General features: G+C 41.8%; 21 protein-coding genes and 1 pseudogene. 10 read left to right on the top strand and 12 right to left on the bottom strand.

What is annotated here, in order from left to right:
• Positions 1-484 precede the first annotated feature (484 nt).
• Together ORI98_RS13320 and ORI98_RS13315 are read left to right on the top strand one after the other, a co-directional pair.
• The gene (locus ORI98_RS13320; protein WP_306135519.1) at positions 485-5,500 is read left to right on the top strand and encodes an ATP-binding protein; all 5,016 of its coding nucleotides are present in this window, start codon (positions 485-487) and stop codon (positions 5,498-5,500) included.
• A 4-nt stretch (positions 5,501-5,504) separates the two neighbouring features.
• The gene (locus ORI98_RS13315; RefSeq protein WP_261299785.1) at positions 5,505-7,052 is read left to right on the top strand and encodes a response regulator; all 1,548 of its coding nucleotides are present in this window, start codon (positions 5,505-5,507) and stop codon (positions 7,050-7,052) included.
• 59 nt (positions 7,053-7,111) lie between these two features.
• Here ORI98_RS13315 and ORI98_RS13310 read toward each other — a convergent pair whose 3' ends face one another.
• Positions 7,112-8,437, bottom strand: a complete 1,326-nt coding sequence (locus ORI98_RS13310) for a M20 family metallopeptidase (RefSeq protein WP_306135518.1) — start codon at positions 8,435-8,437, stop codon at positions 7,112-7,114.
• A 235-nt stretch (positions 8,438-8,672) separates the two neighbouring features.
• Here ORI98_RS13310 and ORI98_RS13305 point away from each other — a divergent pair, with 235 nt between their 5' ends.
• The 3 genes from ORI98_RS13305 (at position 8,673) to ORI98_RS13295 (ending at position 12,285) form a co-directional block, all read left to right on the top strand.
• The gene (locus ORI98_RS13305) at positions 8,673-10,553 is read left to right on the top strand and encodes a mechanosensitive ion channel family protein (RefSeq protein ID WP_306135517.1); all 1,881 of its coding nucleotides are present in this window, start codon (positions 8,673-8,675) and stop codon (positions 10,551-10,553) included.
• An 87-nt stretch (positions 10,554-10,640) separates the two neighbouring features.
• The gene (locus ORI98_RS13300) at positions 10,641-11,276 is read left to right on the top strand and encodes a flavin reductase family protein (RefSeq protein WP_261299782.1); all 636 of its coding nucleotides are present in this window, start codon (positions 10,641-10,643) and stop codon (positions 11,274-11,276) included.
• A gap of 1 nt (position 11,277) precedes the next feature.
• On the top strand, positions 11,278-12,285 hold the full coding sequence (locus ORI98_RS13295; protein ID WP_306135516.1) for a phosphotransferase: 1,008 nt from the start codon (positions 11,278-11,280) through the stop codon (positions 12,283-12,285).
• 25 nt (positions 12,286-12,310) lie between these two features.
• On the opposite strand, the gene ORI98_RS13290 is transcribed toward ORI98_RS13295, so the two are convergent.
• Positions 12,311-13,159: an AraC family transcriptional regulator gene (locus tag ORI98_RS13290; RefSeq protein WP_306135515.1), complete on the bottom strand. Its 849-nt coding sequence runs from the start codon at positions 13,157-13,159 to the stop codon at positions 12,311-12,313.
• A gap of 261 nt (positions 13,160-13,420) precedes the next feature.
• Between ORI98_RS13290 and ORI98_RS13285 the strand changes: the two genes are divergently transcribed.
• From ORI98_RS13285 to ORI98_RS13270, 4 genes are all read left to right on the top strand, one after another.
• Complete coding sequence (locus ORI98_RS13285) at positions 13,421-14,941, top strand: aldehyde dehydrogenase family protein (RefSeq protein ID WP_306135514.1); 1,521 nt, start codon at positions 13,421-13,423, stop codon at positions 14,939-14,941.
• 159 nt (positions 14,942-15,100) lie between these two features.
• On the top strand, positions 15,101-15,469 hold the full coding sequence (locus ORI98_RS13280) for a PleD family two-component system response regulator (protein WP_261299778.1): 369 nt from the start codon (positions 15,101-15,103) through the stop codon (positions 15,467-15,469).
• 164 nt (positions 15,470-15,633) lie between these two features.
• A complete protein-coding gene (locus ORI98_RS13275; RefSeq protein WP_306135513.1) occupies positions 15,634-16,197 on the top strand; it encodes a DJ-1/PfpI family protein in 564 nt (187 codons plus the stop codon).
• 91 nt (positions 16,198-16,288) lie between these two features.
• The gene (locus tag ORI98_RS13270) at positions 16,289-16,615 is read left to right on the top strand and encodes a ribbon-helix-helix domain-containing protein (RefSeq protein ID WP_306135512.1); all 327 of its coding nucleotides are present in this window, start codon (positions 16,289-16,291) and stop codon (positions 16,613-16,615) included.
• 16 nt (positions 16,616-16,631) lie between these two features.
• Here the strand turns inward: ORI98_RS13270 and ORI98_RS13265 are convergent, their stop codons facing one another.
• The 3 genes from ORI98_RS13265 to ORI98_RS13255 all read right to left on the bottom strand — a co-directional run bounded on the left by ORI98_RS13265 (position 16,632) and on the right by ORI98_RS13255 (position 19,249).
• Complete coding sequence (locus ORI98_RS13265) at positions 16,632-17,312, bottom strand: SDR family NAD(P)-dependent oxidoreductase (RefSeq protein WP_306135511.1); 681 nt, start codon at positions 17,310-17,312, stop codon at positions 16,632-16,634.
• 261 nt (positions 17,313-17,573) lie between these two features.
• Positions 17,574-18,665, bottom strand: coding sequence for a branched-chain amino acid aminotransferase (locus ORI98_RS13260; protein WP_261299774.1), 1,092 nt, complete (start codon positions 18,663-18,665; stop codon positions 17,574-17,576).
• A gap of 215 nt (positions 18,666-18,880) precedes the next feature.
• The gene (locus ORI98_RS13255; protein ID WP_306135542.1) at positions 18,881-19,249 is read right to left on the bottom strand and encodes a RidA family protein; all 369 of its coding nucleotides are present in this window, start codon (positions 19,247-19,249) and stop codon (positions 18,881-18,883) included.
• A gap of 241 nt (positions 19,250-19,490) precedes the next feature.
• On the opposite strand from ORI98_RS13255, the gene ORI98_RS13250 reads away from it, so the two are divergent.
• Positions 19,491-19,691 (top strand): cell division protein ZapB, encoded by a 201-nt coding sequence (locus tag ORI98_RS13250; RefSeq protein ID WP_188842407.1) that lies wholly within the window; start codon positions 19,491-19,493, stop codon positions 19,689-19,691.
• A 15-nt stretch (positions 19,692-19,706) separates the two neighbouring features.
• Here ORI98_RS13250 and ORI98_RS13245 read toward each other — a convergent pair whose 3' ends face one another.
• The 7 genes and pseudogenes from ORI98_RS13245 to ORI98_RS13215 all read right to left on the bottom strand — a co-directional run.
• A complete protein-coding gene (locus ORI98_RS13245; protein WP_261299773.1) occupies positions 19,707-19,913 on the bottom strand; it encodes a DUF1107 domain-containing protein in 207 nt (68 codons plus the stop codon).
• 575 nt (positions 19,914-20,488) lie between these two features.
• Positions 20,489-21,106 carry a thiol:disulfide interchange protein DsbA/DsbL gene (locus ORI98_RS13240; RefSeq protein WP_261299772.1) on the bottom strand — a complete coding sequence of 206 codons (618 nt, stop codon included), beginning with the start codon at positions 21,104-21,106 and terminating at the stop codon, positions 20,489-20,491.
• 176 nt (positions 21,107-21,282) lie between these two features.
• Positions 21,283-22,272, bottom strand: coding sequence for a serine/threonine protein kinase (locus tag ORI98_RS13235; RefSeq protein WP_261299771.1), 990 nt, complete (start codon positions 22,270-22,272; stop codon positions 21,283-21,285).
• Positions 22,273-22,303: 31 nt separating this feature from the next.
• Positions 22,304-22,603, bottom strand: a complete 300-nt coding sequence (locus ORI98_RS13230; protein ID WP_306135510.1) for a DUF3630 family protein — start codon at positions 22,601-22,603, stop codon at positions 22,304-22,306.
• Between the two features lie 12 nt (positions 22,604-22,615).
• Entirely contained in the window at positions 22,616-24,100 is a 1,485-nt protein-coding gene (locus tag ORI98_RS13225; RefSeq protein WP_306135509.1) for a YdiU family protein, read from the bottom strand.
• Between the two features lie 14 nt (positions 24,101-24,114).
• The gene (locus tag ORI98_RS13220) at positions 24,115-24,444 is read right to left on the bottom strand and encodes a hypothetical protein (protein ID WP_306135508.1); all 330 of its coding nucleotides are present in this window, start codon (positions 24,442-24,444) and stop codon (positions 24,115-24,117) included.
• Between the two features lie 201 nt (positions 24,445-24,645).
• A pseudogene (locus tag ORI98_RS13215) lies at positions 24,646-25,141 on the bottom strand (hypothetical protein); the annotation flags it as partial.

Genomic DNA, 25,141 nt, shown 5'->3' with positions numbered 1-25,141 from the left:
CGCCTTAATTTCAACATTATCAAACAGCACTGTTATAAAACCCATTATTACCCTCTAGCTATTTTGGTTTATTTTTTAACCAATTATTGGGGAGCGGGAATATAACTGAAGACGAATAAATAACACACGACAATCATTACAATAACGCCAATACACCCACCAAAAAGCAACAAACATAACAACAAAAACAAACTAACTTAACGCCTCTAGCTATAATCACAATATATGCATACAAATTAAACAAATAAGTGTTATCTGATATTTAAATGTTTAGTTTATGAGCATTTCATTAAGTATGATTACGGTTATCATAATTGATAAGGTTAGTATAAAAAGCGCCCTAAGCAATAGGATTTGATGAGTAAAACAGATGATCTCATTTTCGACACCAGTGCATCAATCTGCAGCAGCAATGCCCGCAAATTCAAAGCGCATACTTAACCAGCTAACCTAAACAGAAACAACATAAAACCAATTGGAATTAATGATGCAAGAAAATGTGATGAACCCGATAAACTTGACTCCAATAAGGTTATACAGCAAACAATTAACTGCACTATGTTTATTAATTTTGTTGATGTTATTTTCCGTCAATGGGAATAGTACGACATTATCAGACCAATTAACCGCTGTGCCGGCGCTAGCAAACGAATCCGCTTCATCTAAACTTTTGCAACAAACCAAAAGTGCTCTACAAAAGAAGCCCCAAAAAAGCATCACCATGATCCTCGAAGTGGACAGACCGTTCTGGCGTGAAATAGCCACTTACTCTCAATTCGCAGCAAATGATCTCAATGTTCAGCTCAATATTGTTTACAGTGATAACACTAATTCGATGTTGCTCAATTTAAGCCGCAAAGCGATTGAAGCACAAACCGACGGTATCATCATTTCTGAAAATACCGATATTTTACCGACACTGTTAAAAGAGGCTGAAGAGCACCGCATTCCCGTCATTACAATTAATTCCAATTTAAAAGAGTCAAAACGCTCTCTCAAAGCAGACAGTTTAAATTGGATTGCTCGCTTTGGCAGAGATTTAGATTCAGGTCAAAACCTTATAAAACAATTGGTTGACGAAAAAATATCTGCCGATTGGCAACCGAATATTTTAATTTTAGGCGGCAACCCAGACGATATCTCGGTGATCAACAGAGTCAATGACATGGTCGAGTATATTTCTGCGCGTTGGAAAAATGCGCCTATTACCATTAAGTACACCAATTGGGACCCACAAATCGCGAGAGAACAATATGCGCTTGCCCGGTCTGAAAACAATGACATCAATTTAGTTGTGGCAATGAATGCGTCATTGGCTAAAGCTGTTGTATTAGAAACCGAGCAACAGCCCTTTTCAAAGCCCCTTATTGGCGCATTAAGTTGGCTTCCTGAATTAATTTCTGACATTCCTGAGCATAAAATCAATGCTGCGACCATAGGCGCAGACATGATGGGAGGATTTGCAACGGTACAGATGTTTGATTATTTAAATGATAATCAGATCAAGCGCCAAGGTTTCGATTACGTGATCCCACCTGTGGTAGTGACAGCGGGTAATTATAAAAGCTATTTGCCATTCTTAAATCTGCAGGACGAAAATATTGATTTTAAAAAAACCTCGCTCACATTTAACCCCAAAAAACTGTTAATGGACTTCAAAGTATCAGATTTGATCAACTCCTATGATGTCCAGCAATTTTTAAATAATTTAACCGCAGAAGAAAAGGCTTTTATTAAGCAGCATCCCATCATTAATCTAGGTGTAGACCCCGATGCCGCGCCGTTAGACTTTATTAATGACAAGGGTGAACAACTCGGTATTATTGCCGACTTTTTGGCCGAAATAAGCCCGCTGCTACCGTTACAATTTAACATCAGCTCCGCAGAAACTTGGCAGCTACTACTAAATGATTTTACTCAACAAAAAATAGATGTGCTTTCACCCGTGTCAGATCATCATTCTCGTGACAAAGACATGTTATTTACCAATGCACTGGCTTACTTTCCCGCGGTGATTGTCACAAGAAACGATGCCGACGAGATCAACGGCCTTGATGACTTAACCGGAAAAAAAGTCGCCGTGGTGGCAGAGGACATTACCGAGGTGCAATTAAAAGCAGAGCATCCTGAGCTGACGGTTGTTTCCTACAACACTTTAGAAGATGTGCTTGATGCCGTTAATCAACATCAAGCCTTTGCAGCCTTTATTCATTATCCATTGGCATCCAATATGTTAGAGGCTTTTGGTCATCACGATTTAAATATTGTTGATTTGTCGGATTATCGATTCGGGGTCTCCATTGGTGTCAGAAAGGACTGGCCTGAACTTAAAAGTATATTAAATAAAGCCTTTGCCTATATCCCTGAGACTCGAAAACAACAGATCAGAGATCGCTGGATTAATGTACGCTACGACTTTGGGATCAAGAGACAACAAGTCATCAATTGGGTTATCAATTTAGCGATTATTCTGACTGTCGTCTTTGGTGTTTTTATCTATTGGAATCGACGTTTAAACAAAGAGATTACCCAGCGCAAACAAACCGAAGAACAGCTTAACCTCAGTAGGGCAAGGTTTCAGTCTCTCTTTGATGTCTCTATTGAAGCTTGTATGTTATCTGATACCGAAGGCACCATACTCGATTGTAACCAAGCCCTTCTCGATTTAGTTTCATACAAAACCAAAAGTGATGTGATAGGCATGCAGCCGACATTATTTTATACCGCCGACGCGAGTCAGCGGCAGCATTTATTCAAAAACCGCTTAGCGCAAACGCTGCAACAAGGGACGCATATTTACGAATCTGAAATGCTGAGTTCAACTGGGCAACATATCCCGATTGAAGCAACCCTTAAAGTTGTCGAATTAGAAGGGCTTCAATGTATTCTTGGCTCCTTTCATGACATCAGCGAAAAATTACGCATTAATAGACTGTTGATTCAAGAGCGCGATGTATTACAAAACATCCTAGGAAAAAGCCCTATTGGTGTATGGATTTGCGTGCAAAATACCTGTCGTTATACCAACAAACGTATCACCGAAATGACCGGGCTAAATATCGGTCATTCCGTCGCGGATATCTTTGCCAACCGCAATGATTTCAATGCCATTTTACAGCTTAATGCTGGGGAAGAATTACAGCTTGAAACACAATTCAAAACACCCAATGGCACCATCAGAGACATCTTTATTACGGCTTACCCTACAATTCACGGTGGCCAAAATGCCAACTTGTGTTGGGCATTAGATATTACCGATGACAAACTCATTCAAACCGAATTAGCAAGTGCAAAAGAAGCTGCGGAATCTGCCAATCAAACAAAGTCTAATTTTTTAGCCAATATGTCGCATGAAATACGTACCCCAATGAACGCTATTCTCGGCATGTCTTATTTAGCATTACAAACTGAGCTGACAGGCAAACAACGTGACTACGTCGATAATGTTCACCGTGCTGCAAGTTCTTTGCTGGGTATTTTGAATGATATTTTAGACTTTTCGAAAATTGAAGCAGACAAAATGGATATCGAATCGGCAGAATTTGATATCTTCGATGTTTTTTCCAATCTAGCTAACATCATCAGCTTCAAAGTTGAAGAGAAAAACATCACTGTTTTATTTGATTTCCCGTCTGATTACCCAAGATTTTATATGGGTGACAGCATGCGATTAGGTCAAATTTTAATCAATTTTTGTAATAATGCGATCAAGTTTTCTCATCCCAATAGCGACATTATTATCAGGGGCAACGCCATACCAAATGGTAAAAATATTGATCTTACTTTTTGCGTCGAAGATTTTGGCATCGGTATACCAAAGCACAAGCAAGCCAAATTATTTGGGTCATTTGAGCAGGTTGATGCCTCTACATCGCGAGAATATGGCGGAACTGGCCTAGGGTTAGCAATCAGTAAGCGCCTTGCGCACTTAATGGGAGGTGAGGTTTATCTTGAAAGCGAAGAAGGAAAAGGCAGTCGATTTTACTTAGCCCTAACCTTACCCAAAGGTAGAGATCATGATCCAATCATTCGATATGAAGCCGCCAAAGGCAAAACGTTTACCTTAATTGGACTCCCGGCAATCATAACCAATGATTTGGTAAAGCATGCTCATTTTTTTGGTATGCATACAATTGTGGCAGATGAAACAAGTACAGCGCTTGAACAGCAAGGGGCATTCGAGCCAGCATCAGACACCCCAGTTTATGTTATTTGTGATTTTGAAAGTTGCAACACGACGTTATTGGACGTTTTGAGGAAAAATCCGGCATCAAAGCTGGTCATAGTGAATAAACTTTCTGAACAAGATGAAGTCAATGCATTGATGAGTGAAAGTGATCAGATTTTTTCAATCACTAAACCACTAACACCTGCAAGCATGGGTGATGCCGCAGTCAAGCTGATAACGGGCGATGCCCCAACAACAAGTGAATTACATGCCGAACAATCCATGTTCGAGCTTAAATCAAGATTAGCCGGTGCCGAAATATTATTAGTTGAAGATAATTTATTAAATCAAGAGTTAGCAATAGAACTCTTAAGACAAGCAGGTATAAAAGTTACTGTGGCCAATAACGGTATTGAAGCCGTTGAATTAGTCCAAAACCAGCGATTTGATGGCGTACTCATGGATGGTCAAATGCCACTAATGGATGGATATGAAGCCACGAGGCGTATCCGTGCAGATAAACAGTTTACTGACCTACCCATTATTGCAATGACAGCAAATGCCATGAAAGAAGACGTGGACAAAGGCATCGCTGCGGGTATGAACGATCAAATCAATAAACCTGTTCATGTGAAAGACTTATACAGCATCATGGCGCGCTGGATATCACCTAAAAAGCCGTCTCTGGTTGCCAAGAGCAAACAGACAGAATCATCAATCTCAATGCCTAAAATCAATGGACTAGACACCCAAAGAGGCTTGATGTATTGCAACCAAGATTCAAGCTTATATAGCAAATTGTTACGTTCTTTCACCCAAACGGGTGAAACACTTATCAACCAACAAAATCAAGCACTTGCAACAAAAGACTTAGCTGAAATGCAACTAAGTAGCCATACATTGAAAGGAGTCACGGCAAATATTGGGGCAAATGAAGCCAGCCATACTGCCGCTGACATTGAACTGTTAGTTAATAATAGCGATAGCCCTGATTGGCAATTAATTGCAAAAAATACCCATGAGTTACATCAACATCTTACGGTGCTACTAACTGAGCTGGATAAGTGGCATCAAAAAAATCAGCAATTTACAGTTAAACGCGAATTAGATGATGAGGTGATTATGCAAATGCTGACCCAGCTTAATCTTTGTTTAGAACAATATAATACAGAAGCATTAGAGTGGGTTAGCCAGCTAGATGGCATATCGAAGTTAGTACCACACAAATCCTTACTCAAATCATTAAAAAATGATGTTGAGCAATTTGAGTTTGATTTAGCCATCGAAAAACTAACGCAATTAACCACCTCATTGAATTTAGTGAAGGAATAGCTTTATGCAATTGAATCAGATGACAGCAATGATTATCGAAGACATGGATGCCATGCGTAACATCATGGTTGAACAATTGCGACAACATGGTTTTGGCCGCGTATTACCTGTTGAAAATAGCCGTAGGGCATTAGAAACACTGGAACACAATAACGTAGATATTGTGCTGCTTGATTGGATTATGCCTGGTGGTAATGGTATTGAAGTGTTACAAACGATGCGCTCAAATCCACAATGGCACTCTATTCCGGTCATTCTGGTTACTGCTCATACCAACAGAGATATGGTGACACAAGCCATAAAATATAATGTTTCGAACATCATCGCCAAACCCTTCACGGCTAAAACATTACAAGCAAGAGTGATACAAGCCTTAAAAGCCGAACGCAAAAACCTTTTTGAACAACTTGCACCAAAAGATCCCGATGAACTATCGTCGCAACCATTAGCAGCTGATATCAATAGCATTTTAATTGTTGATGATGTTCCTGATAATTTGGCATATTTAGTTGGTTTACTGAAAGACGATTATAAAATTCGATTCGCCAAAAATGGGGCTTCAGCATTAAAAATTTGCCAATCCGCTACCCCGCCAGATTTAGTATTACTTGATATAATGATGCCAGATATGGATGGCTATCAGGTACTGAAAGCCATGCGCGAACATCCACAATCAGACCAAATTCCTGTGGTATTTGTTACTGCACTAACAGAAATTGAACACCAAGTCGCCGGACTAGAAGGCGGCGCAATCGATTATCTAACCAAGCCTATTCAACCGCAGATTTTAAAGCTACGAGTAAAAAACTTGCTGGCCACGGTAAACTTACAACGTGATCTCCAAGCTAATTATGACAATATACTTGCGATGGCGAAGTTAAAAGACAGCGTAGAAGATATCGTTCATCATGATTTAAAAGGCCCTTTAATTGCGATAAGTGCTATGGCCGAACGGATTGCGCAAGACAAAAGTTATCCAAAAGAATTACAAACAAAAATCAATCAAATAGAAGAAATGGCTCAGCAATCAATAAACACCATCAGTTTATTTTCAGTGCTGTATAAAATTGAAACAGGCCGCTTTCAATTATCCCCTGAACCCTTTTCTATTCACAATATTATCAAGCGTATTTTGAATGTTATGCATGTCACGTTTCATCACAAACAACTGTTAGCATATCAAATTCCCGATGAAGAACCGAATCAAGAGTTTTATGTATTAGGGGATCCAATCTTAACTTACTCCTTGTTATTGAATTTGATAAAAAATGCCTTTGAAGCGGCCAAAATGAGAACAAAAGTAGCTATTCATTTTGAATCGAACAACAAAATGGTCAAGGTCAGAATTGAAAATACAGGCGTTGTGCCAGAAGATATACGTGATACTTTTTGGGATAAATACGTGTCATCGGGTAAATCGAAAGGCTCTGGTCTTGGCACATACTCAGCCAAAATACTTACCCAAGCTCAAGGTGGAGAAATTGAATTGTCGATCGATGATCTGCAAAACTTAACCTCCATAACGGTATCTATGCCCATAGCAAAGCATTGAAGCAGGTAATATCAGCACGTAATAAAGTGCCTGCAATTATGATGCAGGCACTCTATTCACTATTGATTAAACAAATCTATCGCCGTTCGAGTCATGGCTTTCACCCCCGTAGTAATAGTGGCTGGGTAGTCTGGGGCAAATTGGCTTGAATGCAATGAGGGTAAGGTGTCACCTTTTGTGACACTGTCTGTATACAATGTGGGCTCCACAGCCCCTAGCCAAAACAGTGTAATGGGCACTTTTTCAGCCGTTCTGCCATATAAACCAAAATCTTCCCCAGCCATAACCGGCGGCGCAACTTGCACATTGTCAGCCCCCAGTTCTGCTTCAATACTGACCTTCACTTTTGCCGCTAATACAGGATCGTTATAGGTAGAGGGGATAGTTTGATCGTCATGCACCTTCACTTCAGGCATTAAATGTTCAGGCAGACCCGCACTGATTGCTATGCCCTTAGTAATGCGCTTAATCGCCTCAATTTGCTGGGTTCTCACCTCTGGGTTGTATGAGCGCAAAGTGAGCTGCAGCATGACTTCATTTGAAATAATATTATGCTTTGCGCCGCCATGAATTGAGCCTACGGTAACCACATTTGGCTCAAGCGGCGAGATTTCGCGGCTAGGAATAGTTTGCAAAGCCAGCACGGTTCTGGCCGCCAATACCACAGGATCTATGGTGGTATGCGGGTAAGCACCATGACCGCCTTTGCCTTTGATTTTAATATCAACAGAGTCAACATTGGCAAGTGCATAGCCGCTAACCACGCCAACTTTTCCGGCGGGAATGCTGGCGCTAACGTGCAAACCTAACACGGCATTTGGCGTTGGGAACTGGCTAAATAAGCCTTGCTTTAACATCGCTTTAGCCCCACCTCCGACTTCTTCAGCAGGTTGCGCCACCATCATTAATGTTCCTTGCCATTTATCTTTATGCTGCATAAGCTGCTGCGCGGTGCCAATTAAACTGGTCATGTGAATATCATGGCCACAGCCATGCATAACACCCACGGTATTATTACTGGCATCCACAGTGGTGACTTTTGAAGCATAAGGCTTACCGGTTTGTTCAATAATCGGTAAACCGTCAGTATCAGCGCGGATCATTATGGTTGGGCCTGCACCATTTTTTAAAATACCGACGACCCCATAACCACCAAAGTTTGCCGTTACCTCAAAACCAAGCTCGGCCAATTCTTGTGCCATTCGAGCACTCGAGTTTTTCTCTTGATAAGATAATTCAGGATGCTGATGCAGGTGTAAGTAAAGCTGCTCTAACTTAGGTAATGCCTGCTTAACCGAGTCTTCTAATGATGTTGCTTGACTGGCGGTTGAGCTAAATAAGCTACAAGATAGCGATACCGCTAAAGCAAGTTTTGAGGCGTTCATAGGGCGTCCTTGGTATCCGTTGGTTGAATCAAAGCTGATATGTAACAGCATCAAGCTACTCTAAACCAGTGACAGCGAATAAACTAGCACGCAACACCAACATCATCACAGCAAATAAACATTAATATTTTTATAAATCATCAACATATCGCGCTAGCTCTGAAGCAATAAAACGCCTATATTTAACGGGTATTTTTAATATCGATATAAAATCTAGATCAAGGAAAGACAGACTATGCTGCATTTTTGGCGAATACTTTGCTCCGTTTTTATCCTGACTTCAATCTCGGTGCTGGCTGCGGATGATATAAACTTAAAAAAGGTATCTGAAGCAGAGTTACGCACCGAGGCCATCATTGAAGCCAAAACTAACCAACAATTTAGCAAAGAGGGTGAAACGCCTCTTTCGACAATGATTGTCATTAGCGATGCGATCAAAAAAAATGATTGGCAAAAAGCCAGTAAATTTATTGATTTACGCTATTTACCTGAAAATGTCCGCGCTGAAGATGCACCAGAATTAATCCGTAAATTAAGCATCCTATGGAAAAAGCAAAACATCATTGATTTGTCGCAAATCAGTGACTCACCAGCAGGGCAGGCTAACGATAACTTGCCCTCTTATCGTGATTTACTTGGCGTATTAGAAACCGAGGATGGCCCCTTTCCTATTTACCTACAGCTCGTTCCCGATGGTAAAGGCGGCGAAATATGGAAAATATCCAATGCAACGATTTCTAAAATACCTAAACTTTGGCAACAATATGGCTATCCACCACAAATAGAAGCTCTAGCGAACTTTTTACCGCAAGTGACTATTTTCCATATGGATAACTGGCAGGCACTTATTTTCTTTGTCAGTATTTTCTTAGGCTGGGTAGTCGCAGGTTTTATCAGTATGCTGGCGCAATCTATCGCCAAAATATTTGAAAAAAACCTCAAAGGCATCACTCTGTTTTGTGGCCGCAGTCTACGATGGTTTGTTTACCTACTGCTTTTGCAAAACACCGCGTTGGCATTAGGTCTTTCGGTACGCGCCAGAGTATGGTTTGAAAACGGCACTTTAATCTATCTTGCATTTACCCTACTTGCTTTAGGGTTGATTGAGTTATTTGCCAGCGTCAAAGCAGAACAATTACAAAGTAAAAGTAAAAAGAACAACTACAGCATTGCACTCCTGCGTCCCATGGTCGCCATTGTAAAAATTATTACTGTCATTGTTGGCATATTAATGTGGTTTGAAAGCTCAGGCTACAATATGGCGACCATTTTAACCGGCTTAGGCGTAGGCAGTTTAGCAATTGCATTAGCGGCACAAAAACCATTAGAAAACGTGTTTGGTGCATTTACCATTTATGCATCAAAACCCATTAACCCTGGCGACTTTTGCCGTTTTGGTGACGTTAAGGGAACTGTAGAAGAAATTGGTTTACGCTCAACAAGAGTAAGAAAACTAGACCGTTCGGTTGTGCATATTCCCAACTCGGTATTTTCATCAAAAGAGTTAGAAAACTTTTCGGTTATTGATCGCCGCCGCTTCAAGCAAGATTTACGCATCAGCCTAACCACCCCTAAAGAGCAGATACAAGTACTGCTAATTGAACTAAGAAAGTTACTTGCTGGTCACCCCAAAGTGCTTGATGTGGGTCAGCGCGCCCGTTTTCTTGCCATTGAGCGCGATGCGTTTTTGATAAAAATTAACGCCTATATTGATACCGGTAATGTGATCACCTATTTCGGCATTGCCGAGGATTTAAACTTTCACATTTTAACCATTTTGACAGAGTTAAACATTCAGATTGCACCAGCAGGCCAAAGCGTGGTGTTAACCCCATACCATGAGCCCAATGCCGCCATGCAACAAGAAGCTGCAACGACCATGCAGCAACTGATAGCTGCTGAAGAAATGCCGTTTCCTAACTTTAGTAAAGAAACCAAAGCCACCCTTAAAGACAGTGTGCAATATCCCCCTGTTGGCAGTATTTCCAATGCCGAGAAAAAAGAGCCCCCTACTGCGGAGGATGCGGCAACAGAGCAAGCTAAAACAGAAGAGCAGCAAGCCGCTTTATCTGAAATTGAATCTGACCAAAGTGCCACTGACAGCGGTAAATCTTAGTCAATAGTGCACTTGTTGAAGCGGATAAGACGAGTTAATAAAGGCTGATCAACTCATCTTATCCGTTCTAAATAATTGGAGCTTTAGATGCCACAAGACGAACGCTATTTTTATCAACCAAGTCAGGGGCATGGCTTAGCCCACGACCCACTTAATGCCATTGTCAGCCCACGCCCCATTGGTTGGATAGCCTCAAAAAATAGCCAAGGTCAACGTAATTTAGCCCCTTATAGTTTTTTTAATTGCTTCAATTACACCCCGCCCATTATTGGCTTTGCCAGTATTGGCAGGAAAGACAGTGTCGCCAATATTGTCGAAACCGGTGAATTTGTCTGGAACTTAACCACCAGAGAATTGGCTGAAAAAATGAATCAAACCTCTGCGCCTTTACCCCGCGGTGAAGATGAATTTACTTTTGCAGGGCTAACACCGGCAGCCAGCAAAATAGTATCTGTTGATCGCGTAGCAGAAAGCCCAGTAAACTTTGAATGCAAGTTAACCCAATGCATCCAATTAAAAGATGCCAATGGTCAAGATATTGATACTTGGCTAGTGCTTGGTGAAGTGATCGCGGTGCATATCGCCAAACACCTGATTAATGACGCTGGCATCTATCAAACCACACTCGCTGAACCTGTTATGAGAGCAGGTGGCCCAACCGCTTATTACACAGTTACTGAAAACAATCGCTTTGATTTATCTCGCCCGGTAATGTCAAAGTAATATGCAAGCACAACAGTTAACAAAAATCGTTAAAGTCCTTGGCGCGCAAAGTGCTTCCCATGTAGACACGATTCAATCACTTTGGGGCGATTATGGAGAGCTTGTCAGAGTCTATTTAACGGGGTATCACTGTGCATCTGTCATTGTTAAACATATTCACTTTCCTCAGCCTAAAACTCATCCCAGAAGTTGGGCGACTGATTTATCCCACCAGCGAAAACTCTTATCGTATCAAATAGAAAGTTATTGGTATCAGCATTACGCCAATCTCTGCACCGCGAGTTCTTATGTGCCCAAATGCCTGTGGATTGAAACAACTGAGCACGAAACCCTGCTGATTTTAGAAGATCTAGCCCAACTTGGGTTCAGCGCAATTAATCCTCAACCTAGCAAAAGCGTGATTCAAGCCTGTTTAACTTGGCTTGCGCACTTTCATGGCCAATTTATGCAACACAGTGGTGACGGATTATGGCCGATTGGAAGTTATTGGCACTTAGCAACAAGGCCTGATGAACTCGCCGCGTTGCAAGATACTAAGCTAAAAAACGCGGCTACAGCATTAGATAGCCTCCTTAATCATTGCCAGTTTCAAACCTTAGTACACGGCGATGCCAAACTAGCCAACTTTTGTTTTACACCTGATTCAACTAAAGCTGCCGCGGTCGATTTTCAATACATTGGCAAAGGCTGCGGTATGAAGGATGTCGCCTATTTCCTCAGTAGTGTCATAGCATTCAATCAAGCCACTGCAAGTATCGAACAAGCCGTAGAACAATATATTGATTTTTATTTCAAACAATTAGCCATCAGCGTTGCCCACCACCATCCTGCTATCAATGCTGCACGCCTCGAGAGCACATGGCGCCCGCTATACGCCATTGCTTGGGCTGACTTTCATCGTTTTATCAAAGGCTGGAGCCCTGAGCATCCTAAAATAAATGCCTACTCTGAAACGTTAACCTTACAAGCACTTACGCAGTTAGCCGCTGAAAACGATGACCACAACTAAACCAAAAACACAGAGGATGACTTGGTTAACTGTTTAAGTGGCGCTGCTTATAGTCAGTGGGGCTCATGCCATAATACTGTTTAAACAAGCGGCTGAAATGGCTAGCACTGTGATACCCCAGTGAAAAACACACTTGGGTAATTTGCTGCCCCTGGGCAATTAATTTTGCCGCCTGCTTAAGCCTAATCTGTTGCTGAAAAGCCATTGGAGTGCAACCAAAATGGTTTTTAAATTGGCTAAAAAATTTGCTGCGACTCATGCAGGCAAGCCGACATAACACATCGATATCTAAGGCTTCATGTAAATGATTTCTCATGTACTGCAACACTGAATTCAAGCCATTAAATTCAGGATTTTGTTCACTATGAAGTAATAAAAAATCACGGGTTTGAAAGCGCAATAATCTAATCACTAATTCTGAAATGGCTAAATCTATCAAACAAGATCTGTCTTGTTCGTTTTCGGTAAAAATCTGCACCATACGCTCGAGCAACGCTTGGGTTTGTTGGTTATGGTGGGTATGGACAACGGATTGTCGATATTGCCAGTCACCGTAGGATTTTTCTAATGGAGCCCGCATTTGCAGTTGCTCTGCCACTTGTTTCACTTTATCAGTGGCAATTTCAATCGCTAAACAAGTAGTTGGCTGATGAATTTTAGCCTCTGGAAAATCGATTTCTACCGCTTGATTCGGTGCCATGATAAACGATTCATGCGGGTAAAAAGCCGCCTCATAATCATCGACCGAATGCATGACTTTTTTGCCCGTCACCATGCCACAAAACAATAATTGGTCTGACTTTAACGCCACCCGTGACGCTTGCTCAAAAGTATCGTAAATACTTAGCTCAGCCTCGGGGCCAGCAAAAGTCATTTTATTCTCCACCAGCACCTGGGGCACGGCGCGCTTTTGTTGTAAACATCCTTTGATCATCATTTCACCTATAGCAGGGTTATACCACTCGAATATAACAATCCTGTACAACAATCCTTGCTATCGGTGACCAGATAAAAACACAGGTTACATTATCAATTGTACTGTGAGTCAACAGCTATGGATTTTCAGAATAGCGCTCTAATCAATATTTGTTCTAGGTTAATTAGTCATCCCAAAAATACAATTAGAGGAAAGTATATGATTTATGCAGCACCCGGCGAAACAGGATCTGTCATCACGTTCAAGGCTGTTTATCAAAACTACATCGGTGGTCAATGGGTCGAACCGGTTAATGGAAAATACTTTGATAATATCAGCCCGGTCAATGGCCAAGTTTTCTGTAAAATTCCGCGTTCAGACCAACATGACATCGATTTAGCATTAGATGCAGCCCATAATGTTAAGGCAGCCTGGGGAGCAACCTCAGCAACAGAGCGGTCAAATATTTTACTTAAAATAGCCGATCGTATTGAGGCCAACCTTACCCAACTTGCTGTCGCAGAAACCTGGGATAATGGTAAAGCGATACGTGAAACGTTAAATGCTGATATTCCATTAGCTGTGGATCATTTCCGATATTTTGCTGGTTGCCTGCGCGCGCAAGAAGGCAGCGCCGCTGAAATTGATGCCAATACTTTGTCTTATCATATCCATGAGCCTTTAGGCGTAGTCGGACAAATTATTCCGTGGAATTTCCCTATTTTGATGGCCGCTTGGAAACTCGGTCCGGCCTTAGCAGCCGGTAACTGCGTAGTATTAAAACCAGCAGAACAAACGCCTGCATCGATTTTAGTGTTAATGGAATTAATCGGCGATTTATTACCTGCTGGCGTACTGAACATAGTCAATGGTTACGGCGCTGAAGCAGGCCAAGCCTTAGCCACAAGTAAACGCATTGCCAAAATCGCCTTTACCGGTTCAACACCTGTGGGGTCGCATATTATGAAATGCGCCGCTGAAAACATTATCCCTTCTACCGTAGAGCTTGGGGGGAAATCGCCAAATATTTTCTTTAATGATGTGTTCAATTTTGAAGACGAATACCTCAGCAAATGTATTGAAGGAGCGGTACTCGCATTTTTCAACCAAGGCGAAGTATGTACGTGTCCATCAAGGCTGTTAGTGCAGGAAGATATTTACCCACAATTTATTGAAAAAATTATTGAACGCTCCAAAGCCATTAAACGTGGTAACCCACTGGATACAGACACCATGGTGGGCGCGCAAGCCTCTGAAGAACAATTTGATAAAATCATGAGTTATATCGCAATCGGTAAAGAAGAAGGTGCTGAAGTGTTACTTGGCGGTAATGTTGAAACCATTAGCAATGAGTATCAAAAAGGCTTTTATATTCAGCCAACCCTTTTAAAAGGCACCAATAACATGCGTGTGTTCCAGGAAGAAATTTTTGGTCCGGTTATTTCGGTCACCACTTTTAAAGATGAAGCGGAAGCACTCGCTATGGCTAATAACTCTGAATTTGGTTTAGGTGCCGGGGTATGGACCCGCGACATGAATTTAGCTTATCGAATGGGGCGTAAAATTGAAGCAGGAAGAGTCTGGACCAACTGCTATCACATGTATCCCGCCCACGCCGCATTTGGGGGTTACAAAAAGTCAGGTGTCGGGCGCGAAACCCATAAAGTGGCACTAAACCATTACCAACAAACTAAAAACCTGCTGGTTAGCTACGATGTCAATCCGCTGGGCTTTTTTTAATGTCATAAAATCGCGTATTGATTGTTGGGCACAGGGCTGATGTGATTCAGCCCTGTTATTATTGCCAGCATAAGTTCAAAAAACGCTTACATAACACACTGGATTTTTAGCTGAAATTACATACACTGTAATCAATGCGGTTAATTCAATAGGACAGGTATGACGACTAAAAAAATATTAGTAATAGATGACGATCCCATTTGTTCAGGTGTGTTGCTGGCAATTATTGGTGATGCACACCAGGTTATATCTGCTAATTCAGGTTCCAGCGCATTAGAAATTCTCACCACATTCAAACCAGATCTCATTTTACTTGATATCAATATGCCCAACATTAACGGCTATCAAGTTGTAAAACTGGTGAAAAATAATCCGCTGACAGAGAATATTCCTATCATTATTCTCAGTGGTCTAACTGAAGAGTCAGATAAAGAGTTTGGCTTACGCATAGGTGCCGACCATTACCTGACAAAACCTATTATGCCCGATGAGATTGAACGCACCATTAAACAATATTTAGGTCATTAACACCGCCCCATAAAACGAAAGCACTTTTGGCTTTCGTTTTATCACTCTCTCCGTCATCAACTCCCCGATATTCATTAGCCTTCATTTGTAGTATCTGATTACTACCACTGTCTTTTTTGAGCCAGTAAAGTAACAAGGTAATTTGAATATAAATGGAGTTTATGATGGCTAAAGTGTTAATTATTGCGGGTGATTTTGTTGAAGATTACGAGCTGATGGTGCCGTTTCAAGCATTACAAATGGTAGGACATCAGGTCACTGTTGTGTGCCCAAATAAATCAGCAGGTGACACCATTAAAACGGCTATTCATGATTTTGAAGGCGATCAAACCTACACCGAAAAACCGGGACACTTATTCGCATTAAATGGCGATTTTAATGATATTCTCGAGCCTCAATTCGATGCCTTGCTTATCCCAGGTGGCCGCGCGCCAGAATACCTTCGTCTTGATAAAAGAGTCATTGCTTTAGTACAAGCTTTTGCAGCAAGTCAAAAACCGATTGCGGCTGTGTGTCATGGAGCCCAGCTATTAACGGCTGCCAATGTAGTTCAAGGTAAAAAGATATCGGCTTACCCAGCTTGCGCCCCTGAAGTGACACAGGCTGGTGGTGAATACTGTGAGATAGCAGTTACCGAAGCCATTACTGATGGTAACTTTGTCACCGCACCAGCATGGCCTGCACATCCGGATTGGTTAGCACAATTTAATCAATTGCTAACTCGCTAATCATCAGCACTTAACGTGTGAAGTTTGGATTGCATCAGCAAATATAATCCGTCACGATGGGGACTCATCAACCAACGTGACGGATCATCATATGTGTGAAATTTATTCTGGAGCTGAACCTGAACTTTTTGAATCACAAACTCGCTCTATTCGCATTGACGGAGTGGTGACAAGCATTCGACTTGAAGCGGTATTTTGGCAAATTATTCAACAAATCGCTGAAGAAGCCGATTTGTCTATCGCTGAATTCCTCACCCGCATTTATCGTGAAGTTATGATTAAACGCGGCGAAATTAATAATTTCAGCTCTCTTTTACGCGTTGCCTGTACCACTTATTTGAATAAGGGTGCCAGAATCACATTAACGCCCTCTCATGCTGAAGACGATTTCTGGGCAAAGCAAAACTCACTCATCTAAACACGCCGCTATCCAACTAAGCTCGGTTAATGGTAATATCGGCAACATAACCATGTTGAGAGCTCACTAGAGCCTGTTTAAGCATATTGGCGGCTTCATCGGCACTCATAAAGCAAGAAGTATCTATGGTTTTACCACTGGTTGCCCAAAAGTCGGTATCCATTCCACCTGGATAGACTGCGATAATTTTCATTGGGCTGCCTTTTAACTCAAGGCGCACAGACTCAATAAACCCCCGCACAGCCCATTTAGCTGCGCAATAGGTAGACTCTCCCGCTTTAGCGACCTGTGCAGCAGTAGACATCACAACCACCACATTCACGGCCTGATCTCGATAGCGTTTAACCGCCTCACGCACCAACATAATGGCTGACATAATATTGTTTTGCAGTAACGCCGAGATAGCTGCAGGATTCTGGTTTTCAATGGCCCCAAAATACCCACTGCCAGCACAATGAATAATGGTGTGTAATCTTGATTGAGCTTGTAGCAAACCCACTTGGTCAAAAAGAGCTGACACACTGGTGTCAGAGGTTAAATCGGCATCAATAGCACAGATATGTGTTCCTTGACCTTGTGTTACGGCATCTAAACGCGCTTTATTTCGCCCTGAAATAATCACTTGCTGATTATCTTCGAGGTAACATTTGGCTAATGCCGCCCCCAACCCACTGCTTGCACCGGTAATTAAAATCATAATAGCCTCTTAAATCAAACGAATAATGAGTGTCGTTATTCTCTAGCAAGTATCAAACAACAAGCCTAATTGAATTAACCCGCGTACAAATAACAACAAGCATCTATACAGAAGTATGAATCTAAAAATGCGATCACGGGCGACTGAGTTTAGATGCGTTCAGCTAAAGCTATCGTAACAGTAAGAGGACAATAAAAAATCCGACATCATCACTGATATCGGATTTTAGTTGCTAACCTTGATTTACAAGAGCATCAAGCGCTAAGACGCGACTTTTTCAACACGTTTTACCCAGCCATCAGGACCTTGCAGGTTACCTTTTTGGATATCGGTAAATACCTTGTAGATTTTTTTGATGTTCGGGCCAACTTTGCCATCACCAACTGTCAATACTCGGTGATCTTCAAAAATATATGATGTCACCGGAGAAACCACAGCCGCAGTACCAAAACCACCCGCTTCAACAATTTCACCCGACTCAATGTCAGCAATAAATTGATCGAGCATGACGGTCTCTTGGCGAACTTCGCATCCCAGTAATTCACCCAATTCAAGAATCGATTGCGAGGTAATAGATTTTAAAATGGTGTCAGTAAATTTAGGAATAATGACAGTGCCATCTTTTAAAATATGGAAGTGGTTCATTGCCCCCACTTCTTCAATTTGCTTGTTGTTCGCATCAAGATACAGCACCTGAGCCGCACCATATTCCGCTGCCGCCTTGCCAGCACGTAATGATGCAGCATAATTACCTGATGCTTTTGAAGCGCCCGTACCACCAGACACTGCACGATGGAATTGGGTGGTAATAAGCAAGCGAATACCATCATTCACACCCGCAGCATAATAAGCGCCAGAAGGACTTAGAATGACGCAAAAAGTGTATTGCTGGCTTGGGCTGACAGACAAACGGTCTTCAGTCGCAAAAATAAATGGACGAATGTATAAACACGCCCCTTCTTGCATCGGGAACCACTTTCTATCAACATCAATTAGGCTATTAATCGCCTTTAATTGAATTTGCTCATCAATATTGGGAATACAGACGATATCGGCCGAACGATTCATGCGCTCGGCATTTTTATTCAGACGGAAAGTATAAATCTCGCCGTCTTCATGCATAAAGGCTTTCGCCCCTTCAAAAATGGATTGGCCATAGTGCAGGGTCATTGCTCCTGGCGCCATTTCAAAAGGACCATAAGGCACAATGCGCGGATCACACCATTGGCCGTCACGGTAATCCATCAAAAACATATGGTCGGTACGTAATTTACCAAAACCAACATTACCTTCGGGAGTGAACTGCTCAGTGCGGCGCTCTGACGCGGGTTTTAAATTATATTTTATATCCATTGCATACCACCTTAAAAACTGAGCTTGAAGACTATGGAGAGCTGTAAATAAAGTCAAGTTTACTGTCTCGTTAGTTGCGCAGATTACGTCAATTCAACGTAACAAGCATCAGTATTTTTTTTCAATCTCGTCAATGTACACACTGACAATGAACCAGAAACTCATCCAACAAAAAACAGCCACACAAGTAAAGTCACTGTAAGCTCAGTCAGTGATTATTCGATAACGGCAGCAATCACCGACACTTCGACTAAATATTCTGGTTCGGCAATTGCAGCTTGAACACAAGCTCTGGCAGGTGCGTGGCCTGATACCAACCACTTATCCCAAACCATGTTCATCGCATCATAATCTTGCATATCTTTAAGGTAAATCGTCGCCGATAAGATATGATTGCGCCCGCTGCCAGCTTGAGCAAGCAAGCTGTCTACTTCAGAGAGCATAGTTTGAGTTTGAGTAGTGATATCGGCAAACTTATCCGTCGCCACTTGGCCGCATAAATACACAGTCTTATTGTGAATAACGATACTGCTCATACGTGGATTTACATCTATTCGGGTGATCATCTTCTCTATCGTCGCCATCATTATTAATTTTTCGGACTTAAAAAGTATCACGAACATCGGCTTTTTCGCTATAGACGATAGGGGGAATATAAGATGATTTTATTGCGTGTTATAAGGGTTATTGATAAAAGATAAGTACAAACAGCAAAATAGTATTAAATTTGGTTTATTTTTTGCCCACTTAGCGATAAAGACTATTCTACAAGGCCTTGTCACTGCTAGAATCGGGGTTCCATCCAGAAACCATAGGACTCCCCACATGAGCCTTGAATTATTGTCCCAATTGGAAACTAAAATCCAGGCGACTCTTGAAAATATTGAGCTACTAAAAATGGAGCTTGAAGAAGAGAAGCAAAAAAGCGCAGCACTTACAGAAAAAAACCAACAATTAGAGCAAGACCTAAACTCATGGAGTGATAAGGTCAACGGCCTTGTTGGTTTATTGAATAGCGAAATCTAATCTGAATTACCCGTGCTAAACTGCTTGATGATGTTGTGATTCAATCAGCGCATTTAATTCTAAAATCGCCTGCTTAACTTTTGGCAGGCTTTTTTTCGGCAACAAAAAACGCCCTCGATCAAATTCTAGTCGGCCTAGGTCTTTTACCCAAACCACACCACAGAGAAATATTCTTGCGTGCTTCACTATTAATTTAGGAGCATAAACTGGGAACATTCTCATAAAGCCTCCTGTTTAATTATTCATCTTTTGATAAGTGGTGATACATCTCGCCTCAACTGTCCGGTTCTACTGTATCAACCTTCGATAAAACTTCTGACAAGGTCGCTTGATACTTGTTGCTATGTCCAGACACGAAATATTTGACTATAAAACATCCAATAAGTTGCATGATAGCCAGTTATTTTTAGTGAAAAATATTTAACCTCAGTTCAGGATATTCAAAAAAAACAAAGTGACAAAAAAATGCCACTTGCCAATTTTTTGACACCCTGTTACTATCTTTAACGTTACTCAGGGTATAAAGAGCTATTTAGCTCGACACCGTATCGCTTTTTTAAGCATACGGTTTTTTTTTGCCAATTATTTATGCCCGTTGCTTACAATGAATAGCCAATCATCTTGGATGTATCGCCCTGTTCAAAAACACAAAAGTGACCACATCTAACACACTCGATTTCAAGCTAACCAGCGGGCTTAGTGTCATGAGACCGTCAATACCGCTCAACGCCAAAAGAATTTGAGGCAACAAAAAAGGAGCCTAAGCTCCTTTATTGATTATGCGTTTACAGCATAACTTACTTCTTATTCATCTCGGCTAAATAATAAGCAATATCAAGCAATTCGTCATAAGACTTGATCGAACCCGTTTCAACACGGTACTTACCATTCACAACTAAAGATGGTACGCCTGAGATTTTGGCATTTTTAGCATCACGCGCCATTTTAGACATTTGGGCATTTACCATAAATGAATTGGCAGCTGCATCGAAATCTTTGCCTTCTACACCGTTAGCAATAAATAACAAACGAATGTCATTTTGATTAGCGAAGCTTTGCTTTTTCTCGTGAATCGCAGAAAATAATGCCGCTTCAATTTTTTCTTCTACTTTCAACTGGTGCGCAATAGCAAATGCACGCGACATTTCTACACCCATGTCACGACCAATAAACTCAACATGAGATTGATTAAACGCCACACCTTCTGGCAATGTCTTTTTAATTGTTGGAATAACCGTTTTTGAGAAGTTGAAACAGTGACCACAGAAAAATGAGAAAAACTCGGTGATTTCAGGCTTGGCAGAACCAGGGCCGTCGTTGATCACTGTGTAATGCACACCTTCTTGATAATCTGCTGCGGTTGCAGCTAATGGAGTAAATAGTAACGCTGCTGCCATTAATAATGCTTTTTTCATTTGAGTTCCTTTTATATATCGCTTTTATTCGTAATGTTTTAAATGCGCCATCAACCAATGCAGCTATCTTACCTTTAGCATTGAATAAAATCACAACCTTAAACGGATTGTATTTGTAACAATTTACACCAACCAGTAAAAATTAAGTTTAATTAACCTTCGTTGAGTTCTGTCGCTCAAAATAGACTTAACGGGGCTTCATCGAGTGCCGCTAACTGTTCCTTGAATGCCAAAGTTTGTTGCTCCCAGTATTTGAGATCACCGAACCATGGAAAGTTCATTGGAAATGCAGGATCTTGCCAGCGTTTTGCCAACCACGCATTGTAATGCACCATTCTTAATGCGCGCAAAGGTTCAATTAAAACCAATTGACGCGGATCAAAGTCAGCAAACTCTTGATAGCCTTCAAGCAAGGTATCAAGTTGCAGTATTTGTTGCTGACGGTCGCCCGTTAACATCATCCAGATATCCTGTACTGCTGGGCCTTGTTTAGCATCATCTAAATCGACAAAACCAGGTCCATCTGGCGTCCACAAAATATTCCCTGGATGCAAGTCACCATGCAATCGAATTGATTTAAATGCTTGTCCTTGCCAGATGGTTGTGGCTTTTTGTAACACTTGCTCGACAACGGTAAAAAAAGCATGTGCCATTGAAGGTGCGACCATACCACTTTCGCGCAAGTAATTAAGTGGCTCGACGCCTAATACCTGTGGATTTAATGCTTCACGGTGTACAAAGGGTTGCTTGGCAGCATATTGATGAATACGCCCAATAAAGCGGCCCACGGCTTCCAGTTGATCAAGGTTGTCGACTTCAAATGCTCGCCCGCCGATAGAGGCAAATAACGCCATTCGAAAGCCTTTATATTGATGTAATGTTTTACCATCAATAATGAGCGGGGCGGCAACGGGCACTTCGTTTTCAGCTAACTCAAGCGAATAGTCATGTTCTTCTTGGATCTGTTCATCCGTCCAGCGGTGCGGTCGATAAAACTTCACTACATAACGTTTACCGTCATCACTGCGAAACTGGTATACCCTATTTTCATAACTATTTAAGGCAAGTAAGCCTGTTTCAGGGTAAATACCGATGCTTTCAATCGCATCTAATATCAGATCGGGTGTAAGAGCCTGGTAATGGAATTCCGTTGCTTGTTCGATCATATCATCCGCTTTTTAGGGTATTGAGTCATTATTAAGACTGAATATAGGGCTGTAGTAAGCTATGTAAATACACTAGCACGTCGAACTCATCTTGGCGCTCGGTGCTGATCCAGCAAATATCGCCATAGAACTCATAATGCAACCATAACTGACTGCCTTCAAAATCTAATAGCCATTGGTGGCGATCTGCGCCCCACTGCCGTTCACGCACCTGACAATCTAATGCGTGAGCTAACGGCTCGGCAAAGTCGGCGAATTGTTCAAAATCAATATTGGCACTGATCAACAAACTTAAATTGTCGCCATCTAAAGTAGCAGAGAGTAACTTCATATTTATGCTCAATTAACTACTACAGGACATGATTAAACCTTGTCCCCATTCAGGTGGACGCTTGGCAAAATCTTCCATGGTAGGATGTTGATTAAAAGGGTGACGTAATAACTGATGTAATTGTACTAGCTTACTGTTATCGCCTTGCTCTTCTATAGCAATAATGGCTTCCTGAGCTAAGTAATTACGTAAAATATATTTAGGATTAACGGCATTTCTATCCCGTTGCCAGTTGGCAACATCATCCACTTTACCCACTCGTTGCTGGTAACGGGCAAACCAATGATCAAATTTAGCCACATCAACCATGTCATCTCGCAAACTCGATTTTTGGCTGCTGACATCAAGCTCACCAAAGCGACGTAAGCTATTGGTATAATCCAGTTGATTGGTTTCAAGTAAGGTTGTGAACTCGCCCACGAGTTGTAAATCTTGCTTTTGTTGCTCAGCGATAGCTTCATCGGTTAACGATGGCTCTTGAGCAAACTTTACTTCCGCTAGGCCTAATTTTTGCCCCATCAACAATAAGTAATGATCGACTAAGTGACGTTGATATTGATTCAGAGCTTGGACTAAATCATCAGAGGCAATCAGCGGTGTAAGGGCTTGCGCTAGTCGCTGTAAATTCCAAAAGCCAACACCGGGTTGCTGACCAAATGCATAACGGCCTTCATGGTCAGAATGATTACAAATAAAGTCTTCTTTAAAGGTGTCCAAAAATGCAAATGGACCAAAATCGAAACTGTCACCCAGAATCGACATGTTATCGGTATTCATGACACCGTGTGCAAAACCAATGCTTTGCCAGTGGGCAATCATTTTAGCGGTAGCCGCCACTACCTCATTAAACCATTGGATATAGCCAGCTTTGTCGGTCGATAAATGTGGAAAATGCTGGCTGATGGTAAAGTCAGCCAATTGGTTTAACTTGGCATTATTGCCCTTTTCGGTATAGCTAAAATATTCAAAATGGCCAAATCGAATATGGCTTTTAGCAAGCCTGACCGTGATAGCTGCGGTTTCCTGACCTTCACGCCATACAGGTAAATCTGATCCTATTACGGCTAATGCTCGGCTGGTCGGCACATGTAAAGCGGCCAACGCTTCAGAAATCAAAAACTCTCGAACGGCTGAACGCATGACTGCGCGACCATCTCCCATACGGGAATAAGGTGTAGGCCCTCCCCCCTTTAATGCCACATCCCAGGCATCAAGAGGTCCAATCGCTTCGCCTAAAATGATTGAGCGGCCATCGCCAAGCCTAGGAGTATATCCGCCAAATTGATGACCACTGTAGACCTGCGCATAATAGCTTGCACCCTCTGCCGCATGATTGGCAGAAAGTTGCATCAATAATTCATCAGTAGGCTTGCTCAAACCAATCAATGCCGCGGCATCATCACTCCAACCTAACCAATGCGGATTTGAAATCGGTTGTGGGTATACCTGACTGTAAAAACCCGTTAGCTGTTCAAAAAAGTCTTGCTTAAAGCGCATTAGAAATATCCTTTTTAGAGCTGCTTTAAAAAGTCTTTATCACTCATCAATTGCTGACAGTCGATTTGGTTATTGTCTAAGGTTTCACATTTTTGGCCACAGGTAAAATCAACCTGTTCTGTCACTGTGACACCTTGAATACGCACTAAGCCTGAGCCTTTAGCCTGGCATTGTTCTAACGTATCGTAATAGCCTTTTATTACATCGTGTTGCAAAGTGTGATCGGTTTTGTCTGCCGCATCTGCAAAGTAGAATAAAGTCCATTCTGGGCTACGAATACAGCCGCTTAATGACAGGGTAACAAGCAAAAGACCAATGAATTTATTAAATGACGTGGCGAGCATTTTAATATCCCTTAAGTTACATCGCAGAAGTTGTGTATCAGCCAAGTTTCATCAACCAGGTGCACAGCAAAAGTGCATAAAAAAAGCGGACTGATGTCCGCTTAATTCTACTTCAGTTAGCAATATGATACTCGATATTACTGACGTCTGTTGATATTTTAAGGTTTAGCTTTCACTAGACGCTCATCTAAATAGGGCTGATCAAGGTTGTGCTTTTAACTTGGCTTTTTCAATCCGACCAATCCGCCCTTCAAACCCTGTTATTGTGCCATCTGACAATTGATGTGCGATGGCATGCTGGCAAATTGCCAGCGCTTTATCAAACTGACCGACATCATTTAATAAGGTGGTTAAGTGCAGGTGCCCCGCCGCTTTTCCATCAGCAAATTGTGACTTATCCTGTTGATATAAACTATCAAATAATCCTAAGTACGCTTTATACAACTTAGCACCATATTGGCAATAGTCCGCTTGTTTACGCATTTTGTAGCTGTGGCTAATGACCTGTGACAGGGCGTCAAACTGAGCCTGATCACCTTCAGATATTTTGGCCTGTTCAACAATCTTTTTAAACGTGTCGCTGGCCCAACTGCCAGGTTTTACTAAGGTCAATGCTTTGGCTGGCTCTGGCTCTGGCTCTGGCTCTGGCTCTGGCTCTGGCTCTGGCTCTGGCTCTGGCTCTGGCTCTGGCTCTGGC

Origin of the sequence: Shewanella sp. ULN5, assembly GCF_030731885.1 — a bacterium.
In the GTDB taxonomy this organism is placed as follows: Bacteria; Pseudomonadota; Gammaproteobacteria; order Enterobacterales; family Shewanellaceae; genus Shewanella; species Shewanella holmiensis.
The sequence above is the reverse complement of the archived record's forward strand: the minus strand, read 5'-3'. Positions and strand labels throughout refer to the sequence as shown.